This window comes from Clostridium amazonense (genome assembly GCF_056431285.1).
In genome coordinates this window covers 75,272-101,784 of the sequence record NZ_JBWKMH010000033.1, presented here as the reverse complement: position 1 = coordinate 101,784, position 26,513 = coordinate 75,272, and the positions used below count along the sequence as shown (strand labels likewise).

Below are 26,513 nucleotides of genomic sequence, written 5' to 3'. Positions count from 1 at the left end.
AGTCGCTTTTTATTAATAAGTATAAAACTTTGAAAAGAAAAGGAGATAGTATTATGGCATTAACGCCAATGATGGTTCAATATTTTAATGTAAAAGAGAAATGTAAAGATGCCATAGTCTTTTTTAGACTTGGAGACTTTTATGAAATGTTTTTTGAAGATGCTAAAGTTGCATCTAAAGAATTAGAACTTACTCTAACTGGTAGGGACTGTGGACTTGAAGAAAGAGCACCAATGTGTGGAGTTCCATTTCATGCAGCAGAAAATTATATTGGACGGTTAATATCAAAGGGATATAAAGTTGCAATTTGTGAACAAGTAGAAGATCCAGCAGTTGCTAAAGGTATAGTAAAAAGAGATGTAGTTAAAATTTTTACACCAGGAACTTATACAGAAGGAACATTCCTAGAAGAAAGAAAAAACAATTTCTTAATGTCAATTTTTATAGAAGAAGATAGTGCATCAGTATCGTTTTGTGATATATCAACAGGAGAATTTTATTGTAGCGATTTTAAATATAATATGAGTTCAATACTTGATGAAATAGCAAAGTTTAATCCTAAAGAAATTGTTGTTCCTAATAACATTAGTGAAGAAGCAATTCGTGAGATAAATAGCAGATTTGAAATTTCTATATCTAAATTTGAAATTGAGTATTTTGAAGAAAGTGATTTAAAAATAAAGGAGCATTTTAAAAACTATAATGATATACAGTTTACAGAGGTATTAAATAAATCAATAAATGGTCTTTTAAGCTATATAATAGAAACACAAAAAGTTAAAATGTCTCACATAGATATGTTAGAAAGATATAATATTCATGATTTTCTTGTTATAGATGGTAATTCAAGAAGAAATTTAGAAATAACTGAAAGTTTAAGAGATAAAAGTAAAAAAGGCTCTTTACTTTGGGTTCTTGATAAAACCAATACTGCAATGGGCGGTAGAAGGTTAAGAAAATGGATAGAACAACCATTAGTAAATAAAAGAGAAATACTTCTAAGACAAGATGCTATTGAAGAGCTTGTTAAAAATATTTCTAAAGAAGATGAACTTAAAGAAGCATTAAATAAAATTTATGACATAGAAAGATTAGTTGGTAAAATTAGTTCTAAAAGTATAAATGCAAAAGAACTTGTTTCATTAAAGCATTCTATAGAAAAAATACCAACAATAAAAGAAGTTCTAAAAAACTTTAAAAGTGAATTGTTATCCAATATTTTAGATGAATTAGATGATTTAAAAGATGTATATAATTTATTAGATAATTCAATATCAGATAATCCAGGACTTTCAGTAAAAGAAGGAAATATAATTAAAGATGGATATGATGAAAAAATAGATGAGTATAGAACTTCTAAAAGATGCGGTAAGGAATGGATTGCAAATTTAGAAAATGAAGAAAAACAAGTTACAGGGATAAAATCTTTAAAAGTGGGATATAATAAAGTTTTTGGATATTATTTAGAAGTAACAAAAACTAATTTAAGTTCTGTACCACAAGGTAGATATATAAGAAAGCAAACATTATCAAATGCTGAACGTTTTATAACACCAGAATTGAAAGATATGGAAGAGAAAATACTAGGTGCGGAAGATAAGCTTATGAAGGTTGAATATGAGCTTTTTGTGAAAATTAGAGATGAAGTAGAAAGTCATGTTGATAGAATGAAAGTATCATCTAAACTTATATCAGAGCTAGATTGTCTATGTTCATTATCTACTGTAGCAAGAGAAAATAATTATACAAAACCGAGCATTAACACAAAAGGAGTATTAAAAATACAAGATGGAAGACATCCTGTTGTTGAAAAAATGCTTTCAACTAACGAATTTGTGTCAAATAGTACACTTTTAGATAATGAAACTAATCAGCTACTTATAATAACAGGACCTAACATGGCAGGAAAATCTACATATATGAGACAGGTAGCACTTATAACATTAATGGCTCAAATAGGAAGTTTTATTCCAGCAAAAACTGCAGATATATCTATCTGTGATAAAATCTTTACAAGAATAGGAGCATCTGATGATTTAGCTGGAGGGAAAAGTACATTTATGGTTGAAATGTGGGAAGTTTCAAACATACTAAATAATGCTACTAGTAGAAGTTTAATATTATTAGATGAAGTAGGTAGAGGAACTAGTACTTATGATGGATTAAGTATAGCTTGGTCAGTTATAGAGTATATATGTAAAAATAAAAATATGAGATGTAAGACACTTTTTGCAACGCATTATCATGAACTTACAAAATTAGAAGGTAATATAGATGGTGTTAAAAATTATTCTATAGCAGTAAAAAAGGTAGATAATAATATAATTTTCTTAAGAAAAATTATAGAAGGTGGAGCAGATGAATCTTATGGAATAGAGGTTGCAAAACTTGCAGGAATACCTGATAAAGTTATATCACGAGCAAGAGAAATTCTTAAAACATTAGAAAATACAAATAAAGATAAAGAAGTATGTACAGATATAGCATTAACTAATGCAAAAGAAGATAATTTTGGATGTGAGAAAGAAAATTTACCTATAAAAGAAAATATAGAAATTGAAGAAAATAAAAATACATGTGAAAATTTAGAAGTGCAGCAGTTAGGGTTTTTAAATGCTGTAGATAATAATGAATTAATAGAAGAAATAAAGAAAATAGATTTACTAAATATGACTATAATAGAATGTGTAAATAAATTAAATGATATAGTAATAAAAGCTAATAAGATGTAATTAAATGATGTAAGAAGCAATTTCTAATTAACAGGGGGAACGTAAAGTTCCCTCGTGTAATTACTTATGATAATATTGAGATGAATAATTGTTTTCATCTACGGTTAGTGTTTATATTACGATAAAAAGGGGTGATATAAATGAAGAGAATAAATATTTTAGATAAAGAGACATGTAATAAGATAGCAGCAGGTGAAGTAGTTGAAAGAGCAAGTTCAGTTGTTAAAGAACTAGTTGAAAATAGTATAGATGCAGGAAGTAAAAATATTGTAATAGAAGTTGAAGATAGTGGAAACAGATTAATAAGAATAAGTGATGATGGAAGTGGAATACATAAAGATGATATAGAAAAGGCATTTTTACCTCATGCAACAAGTAAAATTCAAGAAATAGAAGACATATACAAAATAAATAGTTTTGGGTTTAGAGGTGAAGCACTTGCAAGTATTTCATCTATATCAAGAGTAAATTTAAAGAGTAAAACTGCTTCTGAGGATTTTGGAAAAGAAATTATAATTGAAGGTGGAGAAATAAAGGATATTGTTGATGCAGCATGTAATGATGGAACAACAATAGAAGTAAGAGATTTATTTTACAATGTGCCGGCAAGACAAAAGTTTCTAAAATCACCACAAAGAGAATCATCGCTAATATCTGATCTTGTTTTAAGGTTAGCTCTTGGAAATTATGGTGTGTCATTTAAACTTACTAATAACGGAAAAAAGACTGTTAGTACTTATGGAAGTGAGAATTTAGAAGATGCAATTCATATTTTATATGGAAAAGAAGTTAGCAAAAATATAGTTCCTTTTGAGACTCACAGCGATATACTTTCTGTTTATGGATTTATAGGAAACAGTGAAATTAGTAGAGGTAGTAGAAATAGACAAAGTATATTTGTAAATAAAAGACTTATAAAAAGCAGCACAATAACAGCAGCGGTTGAAAATGCATTTAAGTCTTTTTTAACAGTTAATAAATTTCCGTTTTTTGTTTTGTTCTTAGATATTTTTCCAGAATATATTGATCCTAATGTTCATCCAACTAAAGCAGAGATAAAGTTTTATGATGAAAGAAGCATATTCAAATTTATTTTTGATAGTGTTCATTCAGCATTAAGAAATTATATGAAAGAGAATTTTAGTTTTACAGAAGATGGCGTAATAGAGTTTAAAAAGGAAGAAGAAACTAAATTTAAACAAGAGGTTTTACATGATGACTTTTTAGAAAAAAAAATAGATATTCAATATGTACCTATAGATTTAAAAAGTGATAGTACAATTGGAAAAGAAGAAAAGGCGTCATATAAAGTTGAAAATGATAATAAGATTTTTGAAAAAATACAAGTTAAAGATGCAGTATGGGAAAATGAAGATAAAAGTAAGGAAGAAATAATAACAAAAGAGAAAGAAAAACTATCATTAGAAAAGGAAGAAGTAGTTAAAAAAACAGAAAATAAAGAAATTGTACCTAAGTTTGGTTATGTAAAAATAATAGGTCAATTTAACAATACATATATAATTGCCGAGTGTAACAATGAACTTATTCTTATAGATCAACATGCAGCACATGAAAAATATATGTTTGAGAAATATAAAAAATCAATAGAGAGCTTTGAAGTTATAAGTCAAGTACTATTAACACCTATAGTTATTGAACTTTCCTTTGATGAAGCACCTTATTATGAAGAAAATAAGGATGTTTTTAAAAAAGCAGGATTTAACATTGAGGATTTTGGCAATAATACTATAAGTATAAGGGAAGTTCCTATGTTTTTAGGGAAGCCAGATGTAAAATCGTTGTTTTATGATATACTTGAGAACTTGAAAAATATGGGTAATGGAAGTACTGTTGAAGTAAAATACAATAAAATAGCAAGTTTAGCATGCAAAGCAGCAGTTAAAGCTAATAATAAGTTATCACAAATAGAAATGGAAAAATTAATAGATGATTTAAGATATATGGATGATCCATTTACTTGTCCACATGGTAGACCAACTATGATAAAAATGACATTAAATGAGATAGAAAAGAAATTTAAAAGAATACAATAAAAATGGGTTTAGGTGAGAAAATGAAAGATTTATTTATACTAGCAGGTCCAACAGCAGTTGGAAAGACGGAGATTTCAATAAAACTTGCAGAAGAATTAAATGGTGAGATAATATCTTGTGATTCTATGCAAATTTACAAAGAAATGAACATTGGTTCTGCTAAAATTTCAAAAGAGGAAATGAGAGGAATTAAGCATCATTTAATTGATGTTATACCGCCATGTGAAGAATTTAGTGTGGCTGAATTTAAAAAAAATGCAGAAATTTTTATAGAGGATATATCTAAGAGAAATAAGGTTCCAATGATAGTAGGTGGAACAGGTCTTTATATAAATTCTTTAATATTTAACTATAGTTTTGGTGATACAGATAAAGACGAAAATTATAGAAAAGAATTAGAAGAGTTAGCTGAAATAAAAGGAAAAGAATATATTCATGAAATGTTAAAGGAAATAGATGTAGAAAGTTATAACAAGTTATATCCAAATGATTTAAAAAGAGTTATTAGAGCTTTGGAAGTATATAAAACAACAAATAAAACAATGAGCCAATATTTAAAGGAACAAAATATATATGATATACCATACAATGTAAACTACTATGTATTAAATATGGATAGAGAAAAACTTTATGAAAGAATTAATAGAAGAGTAGACATTATGATGGAAAAAGGTCTTTTAGATGAAGTTAAGGCTTTAAAAGAAAAAGGATATACAAAAGATATGCAATCTATGAAAGGTATTGGATATAAAGAATTATTATCATATTTAGAAGGTGAAATTTCACTTGAGGATGCTGTAAATATGATAAAACAATTTAGTAGAAATTATGCTAAAAGACAGTTAACTTGGTTTAGAAAAGATTCTAGAGTCAAGTGGATAAATAAAGATGACTTTAAAAATGATGAAGAAATTGTAAACTTTATAAAGAATGATTTTATAAAAAGAAAAATATGCAATAATTAGAGTAATATCCTTAAATAATAAAGGAATTTGGAAAAATATATAGAATAAAATATATAGAAAAGAAATGAGAAAAAATGTAAGAAAAGTAACTTTATCACTATTGATAAATTTATAAAAAATAGGGGTACAAAATATTATGGAGGTATTAAAGATGACAAAATCAACAAATAACTTACAAGATATATTTTTAAATGGAGCAAGAAAAAATAGAATACCTGTAACTATTCATTTAACTAATGGGTTTCAAATTAAAGGAAATGTTAATGGATTTGATAGCTTTACAGTAGTATTATTTTCAGAAGGAAAGCAAATGCTTATATATAAACATGCGATTTCAACTATAACACCATTAAAGCAAATATTATTTACCAATAATGATTCTAAAGAGGAATCTGAATTGTAATTTTAAACACATTAATGTTATATGATATATTAAGTTAAGATTTCTTTTAGTAAAAAGCACAGTATATTTTTATATTCTGTGCTTTTTACATATAAATTTAAGTTTATTAAATATCTAGATTTTATTAGCGTAACATTACTATTTAGGTGTTTTTTTATTTAATTATAGTTTAAACTTGTTTCGAGATGATTAAATGGTATATAATATAAGATGATTTTATTCGTAGATAAATATTATATAATTTTAAAATTATAGTAATTTTACTATTTTTAATTTAAAATTTAATCTTAAATAGAGATTTATACATAAGTAAAGTAAGGGGAGTACAGAAATGTTAGATATAACAAAAGAATTTTTAATGAAAAAGTTTCATATAAGCGAAGAATTATTTGAGTTATCTCAAATAGCATTAGAAGATGTAAAAGAAGAGTTTAAAAAGTTAGATGATATAAAGGAATACAATCAATTAAAGGTTTTAAATGCTCTTCAAGAGGAAAGAATAAGTGATATGCACTTTACTAATTCATCAGGATATGGTTATGGCGATGTTGGTAGAGATGCACTTGATAAAGTTTATGCAAAAGTGTTCAATACAGAAGCAGCACTTGTAAGACCACATTTTGTTAATGGTACACATGCAATTGGGGCTGCACTTTTTGGAAACTTAAGACCAAATGACACTATGTTAAGTGTTTGTGGTTCGCCATATGATACATTACATAACATAATAGGAATTAGTGGAGAAGAAAACATAGGTTCACTTAAAGAATATGGTGTGAAATATAAGCAATTAGAGCTTAAAGATAATAAAGTTGATATAGAACTTATGAAAAAAACAATAAAAGAAGATTCAAGTATAAAGTTAGTACATATTCAAAGATCAACTGGCTATGGTTGGAGAAATTCATTATTAGTAAGAGATATAAAACCTATAATAGATGCAGTAAAAGAAATAAATGAAAACATAATTTGTTTTGTAGACAATTGCTATGGAGAATTTATTCAAACAATAGAGCCAACAGATGTAGGTGCAGATTTAGTAGCAGGTTCTCTTATAAAAAACATAGGTGGTGGAATTGCACCAACTGGAGGATATATTGCAGGTAAGCAAGAATGTGTAAATGGAGCTGCATATAGATTAACAATACCTGGAATTGGTGGAGAGTGTGGTTCAACTTTTGGTGTTATGAGAACTTTATTCCAAGGATTATTTTTAGCACCACATGTAGCAATTGAAGCTGTAAAAGGAGCAATATTCTGTGCTAGAATTATGGAACTTTCAGGATTTGAAGTTCTTCCAAAATATAATGATGAAAGATCAGATATAATTCAAGCTATAAAATTCAATGATAAGGATAAATTAATAAATTTCTGTAAGGGAATTCAAGCAGGTTCACCAATAGATTCATTTGTAGAATGTGAACCATGGGATATGCCAGGATATACAGATCAGGTTATAATGGCAGCAGGAGCATTTATACAAGGTTCGTCAATTGAACTATCAGCAGATGCACCAATAAGAGATCCATATATAGCATACCTTCAAGGTGGATTAACTTTTGAACATGCTAAAACAGGAATATTAATAGCATTAACAAAAATGATGAAATAATAATTATACCTCTATGATTTTTATATCATAGAGGTATTTTGATGAAAAGTTGTTAACAATATAAAATAAAAGAAATTAAGGAGAGATATTAATGGAAGATAATTTTAAAAGTCTAAATATAGATGAAAATATAATAAATGCATTAACACTACAAGGAATAAAGGAGCCTACACCTATACAAAGTAAGGCTATACCAGTTTGCTTAGAGAATAAAGATGTAGTTGCAGAAAGTGAAACAGGAAGTGGAAAAACATTAGCATATGTATTACCTATATTTAAAAAGGTTGAAGCTTCTAAAAGAGAAAATCAAGTTATAATATTGACACCAACTCATGAACTTGCAGTACAAGTACATAAAGTTATAGATAAATTATCTAAAGACAGTAATATGGGAATTACATCTATGACTATAATAGGAAATGTAAATATAAAAAGACAAGTAGAAAAACTAAAAGAAAAACCACATATAATAATAGGATCAAGTGGAAGAATTTTAGAGCTTATAAAAATGAAAAAAATAGCAGCACATACTGTTAAAACTATAATTATAGATGAATGTGATAAATTATTAGATGAAAACAATGAGAAAATGACAAAAGCTGTTATAAAAACTACACTTCGTGAAAGACAAGTTTTATGTTTTTCAGCAACTGTAACTGATGAAGTTTTAAAATTTTCAAAAGAAAATATGAAGGAACCAGTGGTATTAAAAGAAGAACAAAAACCTATAGCTAATAAAAACATTGAGCATATGTATTTTGTATGTGAAAGAAGAGATAAAATTTTAATGATTAGAAAACTTATAGCATCTTTAAAACCTAAAAAAGCAATAGTTTTTATAAATAATAGTAATGGAATAAATGTAATAGCAGACAAACTTAGATATCATGGTATCAAAGCAGAGGGTATTTCTGGAGAAAATTTTAAAGCTGAAAGAAAAAAATCAATGGATGCATTTATTCAAGGAAAAAGCAATGTATTAGTATCTTCTGATTTAACATCAAGAGGGTTAGATATTAGAGGAGTAACTCATATAATAAATTTAGATATTCCAGAAAATGAAATGGATTATATACATAGAGCAGGTAGATGTGGTAGAGGTCAAAATAGAGGTGTTTGTGCTTCTATAATCACCGAAAATGAGAAGCCTATGATAACAAAAATAAAGAATAAATTTAGTATAGATATAGATTTAAAAGAATTATACTTTGGAAATGTAGTAAATGAAGAACAAAAAAAATCTATAAGTGAAATTGTAGATATACCTAAAAAGAAGAAAGTTAAAAAACAAAATAGAAATAATGAAAAAATCACCAATAATAAAAATACTTATGAAAAAAGTAAGTATTGGAATAAGAAAAAATAGATAAAACAAGAAAATAGGTGCAATAAGTGTTTTGCACCTATTTTAAAAATTAAATTATTAGGCTCATAAAAAAGCTAAGGTTGTAAAAATACAATTTAGTATGTTATAATAAAAAACATATGTGTAAAAAGATATTAACTATTTAAAAAATAGAATAAAATAAAAACACTATTTGGAGGGCAAGAATTAATGATACAAGCAACTAATGTTAGTTTGAGATACGGATCAAGAAAACTATTTGAAGATGTTAACATAAAATTTACAGAGGGAAACTGCTACGGAATAATAGGTGCAAATGGAGCGGGAAAATCTACATTTCTTAAGATATTGTCAGGAGAAATAGAAGCAAACACAGGAGATGTTTCTATGACACCAGGACAAAGATTAGCAGTTTTAAAACAAGATCACTTTGCTTATGATGATGTTGAAGTTTTAAAAACAGTTATGATGGGTCATGAAAGACTTATACAAATAATGGAAGAAAAAGATGCGTTATATGCTAAACCAGACTTTAGTGATGAAGATGGAATGAAAGCATCAGAGCTTGAATGTGAGTTTGCAGAACTTAATGGATGGGAAGCGGAAAGTGAAGCAGCAACATTATTAAATGGATTAGGCGTAAGCGAAGATTTACATACAAAATTAATGGGGGATTTAGAAGGTTCAGAGAAGGTTAAGGTATTACTGGCTCAAGCATTATTTGGTAAACCAGACATTTTAATCATGGATGAGCCTACTAACCACTTAGATATAAAATCTATAAACTGGCTTGAAAATTTCTTATTAGATTTTGAAGGAACAGTAATAGTTGTATCCCATGATAGACACTTCTTAAATAAAGTGTGTACTCATATGGCTGATGTTGATTTTGGAAAGATTCAATTATATGTAGGAAACTATGATTTCTGGTATGAATCAAGTCAATTAGCATTACAAATGGCAAAGGATCAAAACAAGAAAAAAGAAGAAAAAATGAAAGAATTACAATCATTCATAGCTAGATTTAGTTCTAATGCTTCTAAAGCAAAGCAAGCAACTAGTAGAAAGAAACAATTAGATAAACTTACACTAGATGATATAAAACCATCAACTAGAAGATATCCTTTTGTTGGATTTAAACCAGAAAGAGAAGCAGGAAATGAACTTTTAGAAGTTAAAGATCTATGCAAAACTATAGACGGAGAAAAAGTTTTAAATAATGTAAGTTTTAGAATAAACAAAGATGATAAGATTATATTCTTAGGTGATGGTACGGCTAAAACAACATTATTCAAAATACTTATGGGTGAAATGGAAGCTGATAGTGGAGAGTTTAAATGGGGTGTTACAACATCTCAAAGTTACTTCCCAAGTGATAATTCAGAGTACTTTGATGGATGTGATTTAAGTCTTGTTGACTGGTTAAGACAATATTCAGAAGAAAAATCTGAGAGCTTTATAAGAGGATTCTTAGGAAGAATGTTATTCTCTGGAGAAGAAGCTTTAAAAAGTGCTAATGTATTATCAGGAGGAGAAAAGGTTCGTTGTATGCTTGCAAAAATGATGTTAAGTTCAGCTAATGTATTAATATTAGATGAACCAACAAACCATTTAGATCTTGAATCAATAACTGCATTAAATAATGGATTAATGAGCTTTAATGGAACTATGTTATTTACATCGCATGACCACCAGTTCATTGAGACAATATCAAATAGAGTAATTGAAATTACTAAAGAAGGCGTTATGGATAGAACTATGACATATGATGAATACTTAGAAAATGATGAAGTTCAAAACAAAGTAAAAGAAATGAACAAATAATTTATATTTAAATTATATTATAAAGAGATACATCTTAATTTAGAATAGGTGTATCTCTTTTTTGTTTTATAAGGTAACCTATTTAATTTGAAAGTAATAAAATAATATAGGAATAAATTAGGAGTGAAAATTTATGATTGAGTTTCTAGATGATAATGAGAACTTTGGTGTAGATAAAAAAGATTATGAAATAGATGAAGAACATATAAATACAGCTAAAATACCAGTGTTAGTTTCTAATGTAAATTTAGTAGGTGAGTTAGTTGAAAACTTTAATATAATAGAGGGATATAAAAAAATATGTAAGTGTGATAAAAAAGTGGTTATACAAAGTTCAAAAGTTGTAGCAAACACATTAATTGTTGATGGATATATTTTAAGTGACATAGAGTATAGTACCAATAAAGAATATTTAAGAAGCATAAAGAATAAAACTTCATTTCAATTTGCTACATTTATAAATGAATATAAAAATGTAAGTGAAGCATATGTAGACTTAGTTAATTATAATATAAAAATATTAGATTTTTATAATGCAAATGATGAGTGTGAAAATTTAAATATAAAATTAGTCCAAAATGTAGTTGTAAATTTGGAGTTTGATATTTACGAAAAGAGATATATAAAAATAAATATATTGTAAGAGAATAGAGTATAATTGACTGAAAAATGTAGTAAATTGTAACAATAAAGGTAGGTAAGATATATATTATAATATGAAGTTTAAATTGAACTTTATAATTATAACATTATTTATAGTGTTATAATAATCTTGCAATGAGGTGAAGAAAATAATGAGCTGTAAGAATATACCAAATGCATCAACTAATGAATGTGAAAATAGAGAATGCAGTGATATAGAAATAAGATCAAAGGTATTAAGCACTAATGTTGAATCTAAGAAGAAATATGGAGAGAAAATAATAAAGAAACTTGGTGAAGTAGAAGTAGGTGGAATAGTAGTAGATGACACTTATATACCAGAAGGATACGTAGAGATAAAAGGAGTAACAAAAACACCTGTAATAACTCAATGCAAATTAGTATTTGGAAATATTATAGTTGAAGGTTATATTGTAAAAGATATAAGATATGCTACACCTGTTGATTGTCATATAGATATAGATAAATGTAAATCATATAGAAATAATTTAAAAGATATCGTAGTTAAAGTTCCATTTAGATTTGCTGGACCAATAGAAGATATAAAGATAGGAAGAAATCCGGATAGAGAAGAAACAAGAAAATATGATTATCTTCAAAATACAATGGGAGCATGCGACAAAGGAACTATGGGACCTGCTTTATGTGAGTGGGAATCATCAGAAAAAGGTTCATTAGTTAAACCTCCTTATTGTGAATTAATAAAATGGAAAATAAAAGAATATGATGTTTGTAGAGATGATGAGGAAGGTTGTCATCATAGCAAATTGTATAATATTTTTACAGAAAAAATGGTTGTGACTTTCAAATTTGAAGTATTTCAAGAAATGGTAGTATGTCCAGAATAGAATAAAAAATAAAAGGTGTAGAGTGTAACAATTCTACACTTTTTTTATAAACTAATAGTAAAAAATGTATATTAAGGTGGGTTTATGGAGAATATAGAATTCTTATTAATACAAATTGTTGTAGATTTGATAGTAAAAAAATTCAAAATTAATTATAAAGACTTAAGTTATATATTAATGTATCTATATCTAAATAATAATAATAATAAAGATATATCTAAAGTAGATGTTGTAGATAGTGAAAATAATATAAATATTAGAAAAGATACAAAAAAGATAAAAGAAAAAAGTTGCAAAAAAGATAATTGCGAAATTTATGAGGAACAAATTCATAACAATAGAAATAATAACATAAATAATGAGTTAGAAAATCAACAAGTTTTAAAAATGATAAGTGTAAATAATAATACAGAAAATATAAAACATAATACAGAAAAAGAAGTATGTAGTACAACAATAAAAGAATATGGAAAAATGGATAGTTCTATAAATATGCAAAAAAGTAATAAAAATGACAGTGTAGGAGAAATTTCAAAAGAAAGCATTTTAAAAAGTGATGTTGTATTAATTGATTCAGAAATAAATGATTTAGTTTTAGGTGAGGTAGAATTCAATGAACCAGTATTGAAAATATTAAGTGCCAAAAGTGAAATATCAGCATGTAAACCAGTGTGTTTTAAATGTGAAAATAAAAAAGAAGGTATGTTAGTTTATAAAGGTTTGTTAACAACTAATATAAAATATTTAAAACCTAAAGATATTGTTTCAAATGGATTTTGTAGTGAAAGCAAGTATTACACTATATATACTCCTTTTGAAATATCTAAGAGAGTTCCATTAAAATTTAATGTTTTTAAAGATGGGAAGGATACCATTAAAGATATAAAAATAAATATAAATAAATATAGTGAAAATATATGTACAGAGTTTGTAAGTTGTTCTAATGAAAAAGAAAATTTTAAATGTAAATATAAAATAATTAATGCATTTAAATACAATGTGGAAATATTAAAAGAAGAAAAATTCAAATTAAGCTTTAAAAATAATTTTAAAGAAACAGGATAGTTGATTTAATTTATTTTTATAACTTAAAAGGAACACTATATAGGGTTTCAATCTGAAAAATGAAATTATTCAAATATTAAATGAGAATAATGTTATTCCAAGAAACAGAAATTATTTAAAACGTTATTCATAAAAATTTCAAAGAAACTCTAATGAATTTGCCATTTTATTTCCAAGACTAAACGGCTATTAGTGAACTAAATTAAGATCTATGTAATTAAATTCTAGTTTATTTTTCATAACTCTTCGTCAGTAATTCACATTAATAAAATGCCGTTATTGATATGAATTACTTCCTTGATTTATAAAAAATATACATTGAATTTTCAATTACATATTTCTAAATTTAGTTCACACGACATCTTGTCTAGGCAGTCGCTGAACCCGTCCTTGGGTTCAGGTCTTGAAAATAAAACACAAATTAATAAGATTTTCTAAATCAATTTTTAAAGAAATACTAATTTAAATAATTCCTGTTCCTTGATAAACAAAAAAATCTTTTCAATTAATAAATTTGTTATTTAAAATTTGAACGTGGAACCCTATATATGACTCCACGCTGAAAAATGAAAATACTATTATTTCAGTTGAAAAAAAGATATTTAAAATATATTTAAACTAATGTATAAAAACTAATAATTAACGATAAAGGGTAAAATTGAACTGTCTAAAGTAATAGTTATATTTATTATTAAAACTATGGTCAGTAAGAATATTATAATGGGAATTTATTCTCCCAAATAAACCTTTTATGGATAAATATTATATTAATTTTATTTGAAGTACAAATAAAAAAATGTAGCGGGGATTTCAATCCCCGGGCATATTCACCATCATTGTTAATTGGTTCCCAACATGATATCAGAATAAACTATAAGCTAAATAGTATTATTTGATAAAAAGATTACTTTGAACCATATATTTAGTATGCTTTTTAAAATTAAATATTAGTTGAAGTATATGGATTAACATGAACCATACAATGTTTTATAGATTCATCTTCTTCTATAGAATTATGAATTTTCATAGCTATATTATGTCCTTCTTCAACAGTTAAATTAGAGTCAACAGAAATTTCTACATCAACGTAAATTCTATTAGCATGTAATCTAGTTTGAAGTTTGTCTATTTTTTCAACACCGCTTATAGAATAGATTTTATTTTTAATTTTAGTAATAGTTTCTTTGTCGGCAGATTCATCAATTAATTGTGAAATACTTTGTTTTACTATATCGTAAGCAACCTTTAGTATTAAAGCACTAATTATAAGTGATGCAATACTATCTAGTATAGGATATCCAAGTCTTGCTCCTACAATTCCAATTAAAGCACCTATAGAAGAAAGAGAGTCTGATCTATGATGCCATGCATCTGCTTTCATAGAAGAACTATTTATAAGTTTAGCATATTTCATAGTATAGAAATACATCCATTCTTTAGTTACTATAGAAATTATGGCTGCATAAATTGCTAATGTACCAGGAGTAACAAAGTTTTTAGAAACTATATTTTTTACTCCAGAAATACCAATACCAATTGCAACAACAAAAAGCATTACTGATAAAAAAAGTGAAGATAAACTTTCTATTTTTTCATGTCCGTATGGATGCTTGGAGTCTTCGGGTTTATTAGAAAGTTTTAAACCAATGATAACACCTATAGTGCTTACTACGTCTGAAAAAGAATGTATTCCATCAGCAATCATAGCATTGCTTTTGGAAATAATACCTGCTAAAACTTTTAATATAGATAAAATAGCATTACCTATAATTGTATTTTTACTAACTTTCATTCCTATTTCTAATCTATTATCCATGTCTCCTCCATTATCAATTGATATAAAAAATATTTACTTTAAAACAAGTATAATATATATAGTATACTAAAAACACTAAAATGTTAATAGAAAAAATGTAAAAAAATAGATGGACTATATTATCAATTGAGAATGAAATCGATGATTATAAGATGTACTTTTTTAAATGATAAAGGGTATGGGTACCATTATCAAATAAACTTTTAGTTGACAAATTGTTAAAGCTGTATATAATATAGTGTATAATTGAAAAAAATAAATTTTATGAAGAGGACAGTACTTTCTAAAAAATTTTTAAGCGAGTAGAGGTTGGTGAAAGCTCTATAAATTTATAGAAATTCAAGTGGTAACATGAGAATGTAGCATTTGCTATAGGAAGAGAACCTTGGAAAAGCAATTTGAGAAAGTTAATTTTATTAACAAAAAATTGTCGCTATGTAGCGTTAAAGTATAAGGGGACTTATTTTATTATAAGTCAACTAGAGTGGTACCGCGGATAATCCCGTCTCTTTTATTAGAGACGGGTTTTTTATATTGTAAAAAAATAAAATTTGTAATATATAAAGAAAAGTTTGGAGGAATATTTATGGATTATAAAAATTATATAGCTAATATATTAAAAAATCATATTGATATGGATATTGAAGAAATAGAAAAATTAATAGAAATACCACCTAAGGCAGATATGGGTGATTATGCATTTCCTTGTTTTTCATTAGCTAAAACAATGAGAAAAGCACCACAAATGATATCAGGTGAAATAAAAGAAAAAATAAACGATGATAACTTTGAAAAAGTTGAAGCTTTTGGACCATACTTAAACTTTTTTGTAAATAAAGAAATACTTATAAAAAATACTATAGATAAGATTTTAAGTGAAGGTAAAAATTATGGTTCTAACAATGATGGTGAAGGAAAAAATGTTATTGTTGAGTATTGTTCAGCAAATATAGCAAAACCATTCCATGTAGGTCACTTATTTACAACTATGCTTGGAAATTCATTATATAAATCATTCAAGTTTCATGGATATAATGCAATAGGAATAAACCATTTAGGAGACTGGGGAACTCAATTTGGTAAGCTTATTTATGCTTATAACAATTGGGGTGATGAAGAAGCGTTAGAAAAAGAACCAATAAAAGAAATGCTAAGAGTTTATGTTAAATTCCATGAAGAAGCAGATAAAAATCCTGAACTTAATGATGAAGGAAGAAAACACTTTAAATTGTTAGAAGATGGAAATAAAGAAGAAGTTGAACTTTGGACTAGATTTAGAAACTTAAGTTTAAAAGAGTTTGATAAGTTATTTAAAATGTTAAATGTTTCATTTGATTCTTTTGATGGAGAAAGTTTCTACACAGATAAAATGGATGCTGTAATAGAAGAGATAGATGAAAAAGGATTACTAACAGATAGCCAAGGTGCAAAAGTTGTTATGCTTGATGAATATAATATGCCACCTTGTATAATAAAAAAGGCAGACGGAGCAACAATATATGCAACTCGTGATTTAGCTGCTGCATTTTATAGAAAGAAAACATATGATTTTTACAAAAATATATATGTAGTTGCAAAGGACCAAGCACTTCACTTTAAACAAGTTTTCAAAACTATTGAACTTATGGGTCATGAGTGGGCAAAGGATTGTGTTCACGTAAACTTTGGACTTGTAAGATTTGCAGATAAAAAGCTTTCAACAAGAAAAGGGGATGTAGTATTCCTTGAAGACTTATTAAATGAAGCAGTTTTAAAAACATTAGAGATAATAAATGAGAAGAATCCAGAACTTGAAAACAAGGAAGAAGTTGCTAGAAAAGTTGGTATAGGTGCTATAGTATTTACTTATTTAAAAAATTCAAGAGAAAAGGATATAGTATTTAACTGGGATGAAATGTTAAGCTTTGAAGGAGAAACAGGTCCATATGTTCAATATACTTATGCAAGAGGAAAAAGTATATTAAGAAAAGTTGGAGAAGGTGTAACTTCTGAAATAGATTATAGCAAATTAACTTCAAAAGAAGAGTTTGAACTTATAAAAGAACTTGGAAACTTTGAAAATGCTATAAGTTCAGCACTTGAAAAGCTTCAACCATTTATGATAACAAGATATTGTATAGAAGTTGCTAAGGCGTTCAATAAATTCTATAATGCTCATAATATAGCAAATTCAGAAAGTGAAGAAGTAAAAAATGCAAGAATTAATCTTGTAAAAGCAACACTTCAAGTAATAGAAAATGGTTTAAATTTAATAGGTTTAGAAGTAGTAGACAGAATGTAATAAAACAATATAAAAAAGTGATATAAACTTTAAGTTTATATCACTTTTCTTTCTACCCATTTAGAATATGGAACTTCAAAGTTGCTATCTATATTAGCCTTTGTATAGTTATAAAAAGTATTAAGAAAATCTTTTCTTATTGGTATATCAATTAATGAAATACCACCTAATTTAATTTGATATTGAAGTATTTCATCAAGTGATAAATTATCTTTATTATTCATCATTTGATACATTGCCATAAATGTAGTTGTTCTACCTTCTCCAGCTTCACAGTGAAAGTGTAGATGAGAAGAATTACCTTCTGATTTTACAAAGTCTACAAACTCATCAACAATATCATCAGAAGGAATATAATTATCCTTTACAGCAAATCTAATATAATTAATATTTTTTGAGGTAACTAAATTTTTTTCAGACAAAACACTTTGAACTTTAACAGTTTTTAAAAGATCTAATTTTTTATTATATATATGCATCACTGAACTAATAGGAATTTTAGAAATTTCTTTTGATTCAACTCTTAAAACTTCACTACTAGAAAGTCCATCATTTAAATCTACATTTGGATTCCAAAACATAAAGGCTATATTTTCATTCAACAATCCATGAGATTCTTGTCTAAGATCTACAATATATAGTTTGTTACTATCTATATTGTTTATTATATTTTCAACTTGAGCAGCAGTAAATTGAGCACTTCCAGATATATTTAAAGAAGCATCTTTTCTAAAAAGATTAGGAAGAGAATTTGAATTTTCATTATCTAAAACAGTATAAATATTAGAAGCTTCATCATATCCTAAAACTGAAAAGGAATTAAAAGCAAAAGAAAAAATAAGTAATAAAACAAGTAAAAGTTTTTTAAAATAACTCATAGACAATGTCCTTTCAAAAATAATTATAAATTTAATTAACTTTAGTATTAAGTTTCATATAGAAAAATATTCATATTATTATCAATATAGTTTATCAATTGAGGGGGTTGTTTAGTCTTTTCTCCATTTGTAATTGCGTTCTTAAACGTTTATTTCTTTTTAGGTAAGGGGTTAATATTTTTTATTTTGTAGATAAGACTGCAGTCTTGGCAACTTTTGATTTTAATAGAAAATTAAAATGTAGTATACTTTTCAATACTATACATTAATATTTAAATAAGTTAAAATTAATTATATTATTACACGGAGGAATTTAAACACTATGATTGCATTAGTACTAGTTTTATCTATAATTTTAATATATTGGTATGTAGTTAGGTTTGCATTTAATCAATGTATTAATAGTCATAAAAAGAATAAAGAAGAATCAATGAATCTTTTAACTAAAAGAGGAATATATGACATTAGAGAATATGATTTTTTAGAATTTGAAAATTTAGAAATAGAAAATGATGATGGATGTAAACTAAAGGGGTATTATCTTGATTTTTTTCCAAAAAGTAAGAAGTTTATTATAATATCTCATGGATATACAGGGAATCATTATATGTCTCTACAATTTTTAAATATATTTAAGTCAGAAGGATTTAATGTATTACTTATAGATGTAAGAGCACATGGAGATAGTGGGGGATCATATCCAACTTATGGTATATTGGAACAAAAAGATTTAGATAAATGGGTAGATTTAATGAAGGTAAAATTTGGAGATGACATTACAATAGGATTGCATGGACAATCAATGGGTGCTGCAACAGTTTTAATGTATGGTGGAAAGCATCATGATAAAATAAACTTTATAATTGCGGATTGTGGGTACTCTAATGGAAAAGAATTATTAAAATATAAATTTAAAATGAGTAAGGTTCCATTTGCACCATTCTATCCAATATTAAACTTAGTTTTTAAAATAAAATGTAAGTTTTCAATGAATGATGTATCACCAATTGATGACATTAAAAATAGTGAAATTCCAACATTATTTATTCATGGAACAAAAGATATTACAGTACCAGTATGGATGAGCAAAGAAATGTATAAGGCTAAAAAAGGAAATAAAAATGAAATTTATATAGTTGAAGGTGCAAATCATGTGTGTTCTTATGATGTTAATGAAGAAGAATATAAAAAAACTGTTAAGAACTTTATAAAAAATGTGTTAGGTTAGTAAAAAAAGATGACTATCAATAAAGAGAAGTCATCTTTTTTATTTTTAATTAACATTTAAATGATTTCCTATTTAAAACTCCAATTACTCAAGCACATAAAAAGCAAATACCTTATATAGCAATCCAAGTTAAAACTTTAAATTACTCATGTTTCAGTTGAGAATTCTAATTAATTTAATTGAAAATGGAAAATTGAAAGTTGAAAATGAATGTAAAAATTGGATTCCCAATTTTAAAGAATGATTTTTTATTAAATTTGCAGAGCAAATTAGTTGAAAACAATATAAAAACGTAGTTTTTAAGCATTTCTATTTTTAGATATTAGGAATAAAGTGAGTAATATCTACCATAACTTTTCACTCTTACTTCTTAGTTCTTAATTGGTTCCAAATATAAAAACACAAATAACTTTAAACTCTAGAGTTATCATTTGATAAATGTATTATTTAAAATTTGAATAATTTCATTTTTCAGCTTGGAACCCTATAGTATTCATCAATATACACTTAAAAAAATGTATTTGTTATATAAATGTAACAAATAAAATTTAAATATCAAATAGATAGTAAAACTTCTATAGTTTTTATCTATTGGTAAAATTTTATAAAAGATTTTACAATATAATAAGATAAATCACATAAAATATATATAGTGATTTACAAAAAAAGACAGCATTATATAAATTTATATAAATAATATTTATTATTTTAATTTCGGAGGTAAATAAAATGGACAAAAAAGAATTATTTCAAAATATAAGTGATGCAGTAGTTGATATGGAAGAAGATTTAACAAAGGAATTATGTGAACAATCATTACAAATGGGAATACCAGCATATGAGACTATAAATTGTGGATTAATTAAAGGAATGGATAGAGTAGGAAAACTTTATGAAGAAGAAGAATATTTCCTTCCAGAAGTTTTAATATGTTCTGATGCTATGAATGAAGGATTAGATATTTTAAAACCACACTTAGATAGAGGTATAATAGAAAATCCATTAAAAATTGTTATTGGTGTTGTTGAAGGTGATACTCATGATATTGGTAAAAACCTTGTAAAGGTTATGATGGAAGCAGCAGGATTTACTGTTTATGATTTAGGAAGAGATGTACCTTTAGAGAAATTTGTTGAAGAAGCAGAAGAAAAAGATGCAAATTTAATTTGTATGTCAACACTTATGACAACAACTATGCCAGGAATGAAAACTGTTATAGATAAATTAAATGAAAAGAATATAAGAGAAAAATTTAAAGTTATGATAGGGGGAGGCCCAGTATCACAAAAATTTGCAAATGATATAGGTGCAGATATATATACAACAGATGCTAATGAAGCTGTTAGAAGAGTAAAAGAAGTTTACTCAATGTAAAATAACTTGTAGGGAAACTCGGGGGAGTTAAAATGGATACAACTGTAATAAAAAAGGATGAAATGACTCCAAAGGAAAGAATGATAGCTTTTTCAAAAGGGCTAGAGTTTGACAGAATACCATGTATGCCACATATGGGTGATTCAATGGCACCACTTATAGGTATAAATATAGATGAGTATTATAGATCTGCTGACAATATGGCAAATCTTGAAGAGTTCCTATTTGAAAAATTAGGGCATGATTCAGTAGGTGTAAATACTACATTAAGAGGGGTAGGAGAAGCACTAGGAAGTAAAATAGCTTTTCCTAAAAATAGTATTTCATATGTAGAAGAGCCAGTTTTAAAAGATATAAAAGATGTAGATAATTTAGATGTTATAAATCCATATAAAGATGGAAAAATCCCAGTTTGTTTAGAAGCATTAGAAAAAATTCAAAAAAAACTTGGACATGTTGTCGGTGTTGGATGTAATGTAGCTGGACCATTAAGTGCAGCATCAGCAGTTATTGGAACAGATAAGCTTTTAAGAGCAATGATAAAAAATCCAGAAAAGTTACATACACTTTTAGATTTAGTTACTGAATGCAATATAAAAATTATAGAAGCAGCTTCAAACTTAGGTGTTGGATTTTCAATGTCAGATCCAGTGTCATCTACTAGTTTATTAAGTGTAAAACAGTATAGGGAGTTCTCAATGCCGTATGTTAAAAAATGTGTAGATAAAGTTAGAAGTCTTACTGGCGGTGGTATGGGTATTCATATATGCGGAAAAAGTAAAGAGATATGGGAATTGGTAGCAGAAGCTGGTATAACATCTATAAGTATAGATAATATTGAAGATGTAGAAGAGGCTAAAAAAATATTAGGAAATAAAATGCTTATATCTGGAAATGTAAAACCAGTAGAAACAATAAAAAATGGAACAAGAGAAGATATAATGAGAGAAGCTAAAGAATGTATAAAAAGAGGATATGGAAGTCCAAAAGGATATATATTAAGAACTGGTTGTCAAATTCCGGCAGGAACTAAGCTAGAAAATATAGAGGCTTTAATGGATGCTGCAAGACTATATGGAAGATATCCAATAAATATAAATGAATTATAGATTCCTATACAAATTTAAATAGATATAAAATTATAAACATGATTCATACCAGTTCATAAAATTTTGGACTGGTATATCTGTTATTATGAATGAGGTTTTAGTTATGAATGAAAAAGAAAGATTATTAAAAGTTTTAAGAAATGAAGAGGTGGATAGACCACCAGTTATATGTCCAGGTGGCATGATGAATGCAGCTGTTACAGACATACTATTAAATATAGATAAGAATCATAATTGTGACTGTGATTCAATGGTAAAAGCAGCTAAACTTGTAAATGAGGAAATTGGATTTGAAAATTATGGAGTTCCGTTTTGTATGACAGTTGAAGCAGAACCTTTAGGAATAGAATTAAGTTTTGGCGATAAGACAGTAGAACCAAGAGTAACAAAATATAATGAAAATGAATTGGAAGAAATTATAAAATCTTATAATATAAAGCCATTAATGGATAAGAGAATGCCTGTAGTTATAGAAGCAATTAAAAAATTAAAAAATGATAATGTACCTGTAATAGGAAATATAACAGGACCAATAAGTACTGCCACATCAATAGTAGATCCATTAAAATTAATAAAAATGTTTAGAAGAGAACCTGAACTTGCTTATAAATTTATAGAGTATGTAAATGAGTATTCTATAGATTATGCAAAAGAAATGATTAAAGCAGGAGCAGATGTTATAGCAATATCAGACCCAACAGCTACAGGTGAAATACTTGGAAAGAAAAACTTTGAAAAATTTGCATATCCAATGTATAGAAAGTTTTTAGATGAAATGCATAAGGTTAATACGCCAGTTATAATTCATATTTGTGGTGATTCTAAAAACATTATAGAAAGCTTAGATGATTTGAATATAGATGCAGTAAGTTTTGATTCAAGAGTGAATATGAGAGATGCTAGGTTAAAGATAAAGAATAATCTTATGGGAAATGTAAGTACTCAACTTTTACATCAAGGAGATAAAGAAAGAATTATAAGAGTAACAGAAAATTGCATTGAATCAGGTGTAAATATAGTTTCACCAGCTTGTGGTCTTAGCATGGCTACACCAAAAGAAAACTTGAAAATAATGACAAGTTATGTGAAGGGAAGAAGTAATTAATGCCAAAGGTATATTTTAAAGATAAAAATCTTTATGCAAATTGTGAAATAGGTTCAACTCTTTTAGAATGTATTAGAGAAAATAATTTAAAACTTGAAACACCATGTAATGCTATTGGTATTTGTGGAAAATGTAAAGTTATTGCAATTGGAGATTTAACTAAAGTAGAGGAAAATGAGTTACCATTTATAAACATAGAAAAAAATGAAAGACTTGCATGTATGGCAAAAGTAACTGGTGATGTACAAGTTGAATTTATAAATAAAAATGAAAAACTTAAAACTATAAATAGAGGTTATTCTATAGACACAGAGTTATTACCAGAAATAAAAAAGGAAACTGTAGAAATTTTTGATTTAAAAAGTTCTAAACCATTTATAGAGAATATAGAAAAAGAAATATCATCAATAAAACTATATGACAATTTATCTAATTTAGAATTAAACAATAAAAGTAGTTTTGAAATTGTAACAAAAGGAAATTTAATAATAGATATAAAAGAAAAAATAGAAAAAATTTTTGCAGTGGCTATTGATATAGGTACAACTGGTATATCTAGTTATTTAATAAATTTAGAAGATGGAGCTATTTTAAATAAAATATCATCTTTAAATCCACAAACAGAATTTGGAGGAGATGTTTTAACAAGAATAACTTATTGTATGGAAAATACTAATGGAGTGTATGACTTAAAAAGAGTTATTTGTGAAGAAATAAATAGATTAGTAAAAGAACTTTTAATAGACTATGGAAATAGTGATGAAGTTTATTCTATTTGTATTGCAGGAAACACTACAATGTTACATTTATTATTAGGTATAAGTCCAGTAAATTTGGCAAAAGCGCCATATAGACCTATATTTTTAGATGGAATGAATGTAAAGCCTTGCGAATTAGAAATTAATATAAATAGCCAAGGAAATATTCTTTTATTACCTAATGCATCATCTTATGTTGGAGCAGATATTGTAGCAGGTGTTATTGCAAGTGGATTTAATAAAGAATCTAAATCTGGAATATTTATAGATATAGGAACAAATGGAGAGATTGTTGCTATAAATAATAATAAAATTATGGCTACATCAACAGCAGCAGGGCCAGCATTAGAAGGTATGAATATAAGTTGTGGATGTAGAGCACAAGAAGGTGCAATAGAAAGCTTTAGTATAGATGATGATTATAATATTAATTATGGTGTAATTGGAGATTGTGAACCTTTAGGAATTTGCGGTAGTGGTCTTTTAGATTTAGCATCAGCACTTGTAAAATCTAAAATTGTATTAAAAAGTGGTAGATTCAATAAAGAATTACCAGAAATTATAAAGGATAAAATAGTAGATAAGAAATTTTATATAACTGAAAACATCTATATTTCACAAAAAGATATTAGACAAATACAGCTTGCAAAAGGTGCAATAGCAGCAGGAATAACTATGCTTTTAAAAGAGATAAATTTAAATATAGAAGATGTAGAAGATGCTTATATAGCTGGAGCCTTTGGATATCATGTTAATGGTGAAAGTATAAAAAATATAGGATTAATACCAAAAGGATTTAAAGGAAAAATAAAATTCCTAGGAAATACATCATTAGAAGGTGCTAGAATAGCTATTTTAAATAAAGATATGTTTAAAGAAATGACAACACTTAAAGAAAATATGAGTGTTTTAGAATTGTCTACAAGTAGTGAATTTCAAGAACACTTTATAAAAGAATTAAATTTTTAAAATATGAAAATAAAGAGTTAAAATATTTCTATTAATATAAAGATATAATAAAGTTTAAAAAGTTTTATGGGACGACAAAATTGCAAATTAATATTTATACAATCTAAAAGTGATACTATGAGACAAGCTTAAAATATACGCTTGTCTTTCTAAATAGGGTTTCAAAGTTATATTTTAAATTACTAATTCAAAAACTTTTATACCCTCAAGAGTGAGACTAGCTCGAAGTCATTTTCACTATATTAGAATTGAAGGGACTGTAAATTAATTTATATCTATTAGAATTTCAAATAGATAAATAGAAATATATTTAACTCTTTACTATTAATATAAAGCATAATTAATATAAAAAATAGTCACTAAATTGTAAATTTTTTATTTAGTGATTTGAAGAGCGAGATTTTTATAAAAATTTAAAAAGGAATGGTGAGAAAATGTTTAAATGTGCAAATGATAATTCTGTAGATATTCCTGTAGAAGTATCATCTAGATATAAAGATTTTTATAAAAGAATAAATACATGCGGAAATTTTATGGGAGAAATTTCCAAGGAAATAGAATTACTTAAAAATGATACATGGTGTAGAGTACCATTTTGTAATACAGTAGAATCAGAAGCTTTAGGTGCCATTATAAAGCTTGCTGATGAAAATAATACTTCTAGAGTTTCAGATTATTTTATTAAAAATATAGATGAATTAAGCAAAATAACAGATATAGATTTTAATAGTGGGAGAATATCAGAGGTCTTAAATTCAATTGAGTTTTTAAGTTTAAAAGGTGAAGATGTTGTACTTATGGTAGAGGGGCCTATGACAATAGCCACTTCTTTAATGGACAGTTCATTATTTTATAAATCATATAGAAAAAACAAAGAAGAAATAATCAAATTTATGGAGTTAATAAAGAGAAATCTTATAATGTACATAAAAGAAGGAATAAAAAGAGGCGCAAAAATAATTTCCTATGCAGATCCTGTAGGAAATATAGATATAGTTGGACCAAAAGTTTATAAAGAACTAAGCGGTAAATTAACATTGGAAATAGTAAATGAGCTTAATGAAGAACTTGAAAAAAGCAATGTAATATTACATCTTTGTGGCAGAACATCTACATCACTAGAAGAAACTAATATGGCTAGGTTTAATGAAGTAGAAGTAGCGGAGGATACCTATGGAGAAGCTTTAAAAACATTTTTAAAAAGTGATAAGTCAAAAGTTTTAGGACATTGGTGTGTAAAAAGAACATCATTAAAGAAAGCTGACAACAAAATAATAGTTATGGAGCTTTAAAATAAACTGCTTGCTAAATTAAATTATTTAAATAATTCCTGTTTATTGATGAAAGAAAAAAGTTTTTTTATTATTTAACTTACATAGTAAATTAGTTTAAAACAATATAAAAACGTAGTTTTTAGGTATTTCTATTTTTAGATATTAGGAACAAAGTGAGTATTAGCTACCATAACTTTTCACTCTTCACTC

General features: G+C 26.5%; 19 protein-coding genes. 17 read left to right on the top strand and 2 right to left on the bottom strand.

Annotation, left to right across the window (positions count from 1 at the left end; genetic code table 11):
• The first annotated feature begins 53 nt into the window (after positions 1–53).
• The 10 genes from mutS (at position 54) to AC07E4_RS14860 (ending at position 13,511) form a co-directional block, all read left to right on the top strand.
• Positions 54–2,732: a DNA mismatch repair protein MutS gene (mutS, locus tag AC07E4_RS14905; RefSeq protein ID WP_478216822.1), complete on the top strand. Its 2,679-nt coding sequence runs from the start codon at positions 54–56 to the stop codon at positions 2,730–2,732.
• A 140-nt stretch (positions 2,733–2,872) separates the two neighbouring features.
• Positions 2,873–4,786 (top strand): DNA mismatch repair endonuclease MutL, encoded by a 1,914-nt coding sequence (mutL, locus tag AC07E4_RS14900; protein WP_034440044.1) that lies wholly within the window; start codon positions 2,873–2,875, stop codon positions 4,784–4,786.
• Positions 4,787–4,806: 20 nt separating this feature from the next.
• Positions 4,807–5,751 carry a tRNA (adenosine(37)-N6)-dimethylallyltransferase MiaA gene (gene miaA, locus AC07E4_RS14895; RefSeq protein ID WP_034440095.1) on the top strand — a complete coding sequence of 315 codons (945 nt, stop codon included), beginning with the start codon at positions 4,807–4,809 and terminating at the stop codon, positions 5,749–5,751.
• 151 nt (positions 5,752–5,902) lie between these two features.
• The gene (gene hfq, locus AC07E4_RS14890; RefSeq protein WP_034440042.1) at positions 5,903–6,154 is read left to right on the top strand and encodes an RNA chaperone Hfq; all 252 of its coding nucleotides are present in this window, start codon (positions 5,903–5,905) and stop codon (positions 6,152–6,154) included.
• Between the two features lie 331 nt (positions 6,155–6,485).
• Complete coding sequence (locus AC07E4_RS14885; protein WP_034440041.1) at positions 6,486–7,766, top strand: methionine gamma-lyase family protein; 1,281 nt, start codon at positions 6,486–6,488, stop codon at positions 7,764–7,766.
• A 91-nt stretch (positions 7,767–7,857) separates the two neighbouring features.
• Positions 7,858–9,132, top strand: a complete 1,275-nt coding sequence (locus AC07E4_RS14880) for a DEAD/DEAH box helicase (RefSeq protein ID WP_478216821.1) — start codon at positions 7,858–7,860, stop codon at positions 9,130–9,132.
• Positions 9,133–9,321: 189 nt separating this feature from the next.
• A complete protein-coding gene (locus tag AC07E4_RS14875) occupies positions 9,322–10,935 on the top strand; it encodes an ABC-F family ATP-binding cassette domain-containing protein (RefSeq protein WP_034440036.1) in 1,614 nt (537 codons plus the stop codon).
• Between the two features lie 133 nt (positions 10,936–11,068).
• On the top strand, positions 11,069–11,578 hold the full coding sequence (locus tag AC07E4_RS14870; protein WP_034440035.1) for a hypothetical protein: 510 nt from the start codon (positions 11,069–11,071) through the stop codon (positions 11,576–11,578).
• Between the two features lie 151 nt (positions 11,579–11,729).
• Positions 11,730–12,446, top strand: coding sequence for a hypothetical protein (locus AC07E4_RS14865; RefSeq protein ID WP_034440033.1), 717 nt, complete (start codon positions 11,730–11,732; stop codon positions 12,444–12,446).
• An 84-nt stretch (positions 12,447–12,530) separates the two neighbouring features.
• Positions 12,531–13,511, top strand: coding sequence for a hypothetical protein (locus AC07E4_RS14860; RefSeq protein WP_478216820.1), 981 nt, complete (start codon positions 12,531–12,533; stop codon positions 13,509–13,511).
• 940 nt (positions 13,512–14,451) lie between these two features.
• Here AC07E4_RS14860 and AC07E4_RS14855 read toward each other — a convergent pair.
• On the bottom strand, positions 14,452–15,327 hold the full coding sequence (locus AC07E4_RS14855) for a cation diffusion facilitator family transporter (RefSeq protein WP_430829838.1): 876 nt from the start codon (positions 15,325–15,327) through the stop codon (positions 14,452–14,454).
• Positions 15,328–15,913: 586 nt separating this feature from the next.
• Here AC07E4_RS14855 and argS point away from each other — a divergent pair.
• Positions 15,914–17,608, top strand: coding sequence for an arginine--tRNA ligase (gene argS, locus AC07E4_RS14850; protein ID WP_034440028.1), 1,695 nt, complete (start codon positions 15,914–15,916; stop codon positions 17,606–17,608).
• 35 nt (positions 17,609–17,643) lie between these two features.
• Here argS and AC07E4_RS14845 read toward each other — a convergent pair whose 3' ends face one another.
• Complete coding sequence (locus tag AC07E4_RS14845) at positions 17,644–18,486, bottom strand: fused DSP-PTPase phosphatase/NAD kinase-like protein (protein ID WP_478216819.1); 843 nt, start codon at positions 18,484–18,486, stop codon at positions 17,644–17,646.
• A 322-nt stretch (positions 18,487–18,808) separates the two neighbouring features.
• Between AC07E4_RS14845 and AC07E4_RS14840 the strand changes: the two genes are divergently transcribed.
• The 6 genes from AC07E4_RS14840 to AC07E4_RS14815 all read left to right on the top strand — a co-directional run bounded on the left by AC07E4_RS14840 (position 18,809) and on the right by AC07E4_RS14815 (position 26,321).
• Positions 18,809–19,714 carry an alpha/beta hydrolase gene (locus AC07E4_RS14840; RefSeq protein WP_478216818.1) on the top strand — a complete coding sequence of 302 codons (906 nt, stop codon included), beginning with the start codon at positions 18,809–18,811 and terminating at the stop codon, positions 19,712–19,714.
• Positions 19,715–20,443: 729 nt separating this feature from the next.
• Entirely contained in the window at positions 20,444–21,088 is a 645-nt protein-coding gene (locus AC07E4_RS14835; RefSeq protein ID WP_034440024.1) for a corrinoid protein, read from the top strand.
• 32 nt (positions 21,089–21,120) lie between these two features.
• The gene (locus AC07E4_RS14830; RefSeq protein WP_478216817.1) at positions 21,121–22,197 is read left to right on the top strand and encodes a uroporphyrinogen decarboxylase family protein; all 1,077 of its coding nucleotides are present in this window, start codon (positions 21,121–21,123) and stop codon (positions 22,195–22,197) included.
• A 103-nt stretch (positions 22,198–22,300) separates the two neighbouring features.
• On the top strand, positions 22,301–23,302 hold the full coding sequence (locus AC07E4_RS14825) for a uroporphyrinogen decarboxylase family protein (protein WP_478216816.1): 1,002 nt from the start codon (positions 22,301–22,303) through the stop codon (positions 23,300–23,302).
• A complete protein-coding gene (locus AC07E4_RS14820) occupies positions 23,302–25,029 on the top strand; it encodes an ASKHA domain-containing protein (RefSeq protein WP_034440020.1) in 1,728 nt (575 codons plus the stop codon). Before AC07E4_RS14825 ends, AC07E4_RS14820 begins: the two co-directional genes overlap by 1 nt.
• A gap of 434 nt (positions 25,030–25,463) precedes the next feature.
• Entirely contained in the window at positions 25,464–26,321 is an 858-nt protein-coding gene (locus AC07E4_RS14815) for a uroporphyrinogen decarboxylase family protein (RefSeq protein ID WP_034440018.1), read from the top strand.
• The last annotated feature ends 192 nt before the right edge of the window (positions 26,322–26,513 follow it).

Bases quoted from the DNA above. Each gene is read 5' to 3' on its own strand.
- mutS (WP_478216822.1), top strand. From the start codon at position 54: ATGGCATTAACGCCAATGATGGTTCAATATTTTAATGTAAAAGAGAAA.
- mutL (WP_034440044.1), top strand. From the start codon at position 2,873: ATGAAGAGAATAAATATTTTAGATAAAGAGACATGTAATAAGATAGCA.
- miaA (WP_034440095.1), top strand. From the start codon at position 4,807: ATGAAAGATTTATTTATACTAGCAGGTCCAACAGCAGTTGGAAAGACG.
- hfq (WP_034440042.1), top strand. From the start codon at position 5,903: ATGACAAAATCAACAAATAACTTACAAGATATATTTTTAAATGGAGCA.
- AC07E4_RS14885 (WP_034440041.1), top strand. From the start codon at position 6,486: ATGTTAGATATAACAAAAGAATTTTTAATGAAAAAGTTTCATATAAGC.
- AC07E4_RS14880 (WP_478216821.1), top strand. From the start codon at position 7,858: ATGGAAGATAATTTTAAAAGTCTAAATATAGATGAAAATATAATAAAT.
- AC07E4_RS14875 (WP_034440036.1), top strand. From the start codon at position 9,322: ATGATACAAGCAACTAATGTTAGTTTGAGATACGGATCAAGAAAACTA.
- AC07E4_RS14870 (WP_034440035.1), top strand. From the start codon at position 11,069: ATGATTGAGTTTCTAGATGATAATGAGAACTTTGGTGTAGATAAAAAA.
- AC07E4_RS14865 (WP_034440033.1), top strand. From the start codon at position 11,730: ATGAGCTGTAAGAATATACCAAATGCATCAACTAATGAATGTGAAAAT.
- AC07E4_RS14860 (WP_478216820.1), top strand. From the start codon at position 12,531: ATGGAGAATATAGAATTCTTATTAATACAAATTGTTGTAGATTTGATA.
- AC07E4_RS14855 (WP_430829838.1), bottom strand. From the start codon at position 15,327: ATGGATAATAGATTAGAAATAGGAATGAAAGTTAGTAAAAATACAATT.
- argS (WP_034440028.1), top strand. From the start codon at position 15,914: ATGGATTATAAAAATTATATAGCTAATATATTAAAAAATCATATTGAT.
- AC07E4_RS14845 (WP_478216819.1), bottom strand. From the start codon at position 18,486: ATGAGTTATTTTAAAAAACTTTTACTTGTTTTATTACTTATTTTTTCT.
- AC07E4_RS14840 (WP_478216818.1), top strand. From the start codon at position 18,809: ATGATTGCATTAGTACTAGTTTTATCTATAATTTTAATATATTGGTAT.
- AC07E4_RS14835 (WP_034440024.1), top strand. From the start codon at position 20,444: ATGGACAAAAAAGAATTATTTCAAAATATAAGTGATGCAGTAGTTGAT.
- AC07E4_RS14830 (WP_478216817.1), top strand. From the start codon at position 21,121: ATGGATACAACTGTAATAAAAAAGGATGAAATGACTCCAAAGGAAAGA.
- AC07E4_RS14825 (WP_478216816.1), top strand. From the start codon at position 22,301: ATGAATGAAAAAGAAAGATTATTAAAAGTTTTAAGAAATGAAGAGGTG.
- AC07E4_RS14820 (WP_034440020.1), top strand. From the start codon at position 23,302: ATGCCAAAGGTATATTTTAAAGATAAAAATCTTTATGCAAATTGTGAA.
- AC07E4_RS14815 (WP_034440018.1), top strand. From the start codon at position 25,464: ATGTTTAAATGTGCAAATGATAATTCTGTAGATATTCCTGTAGAAGTA.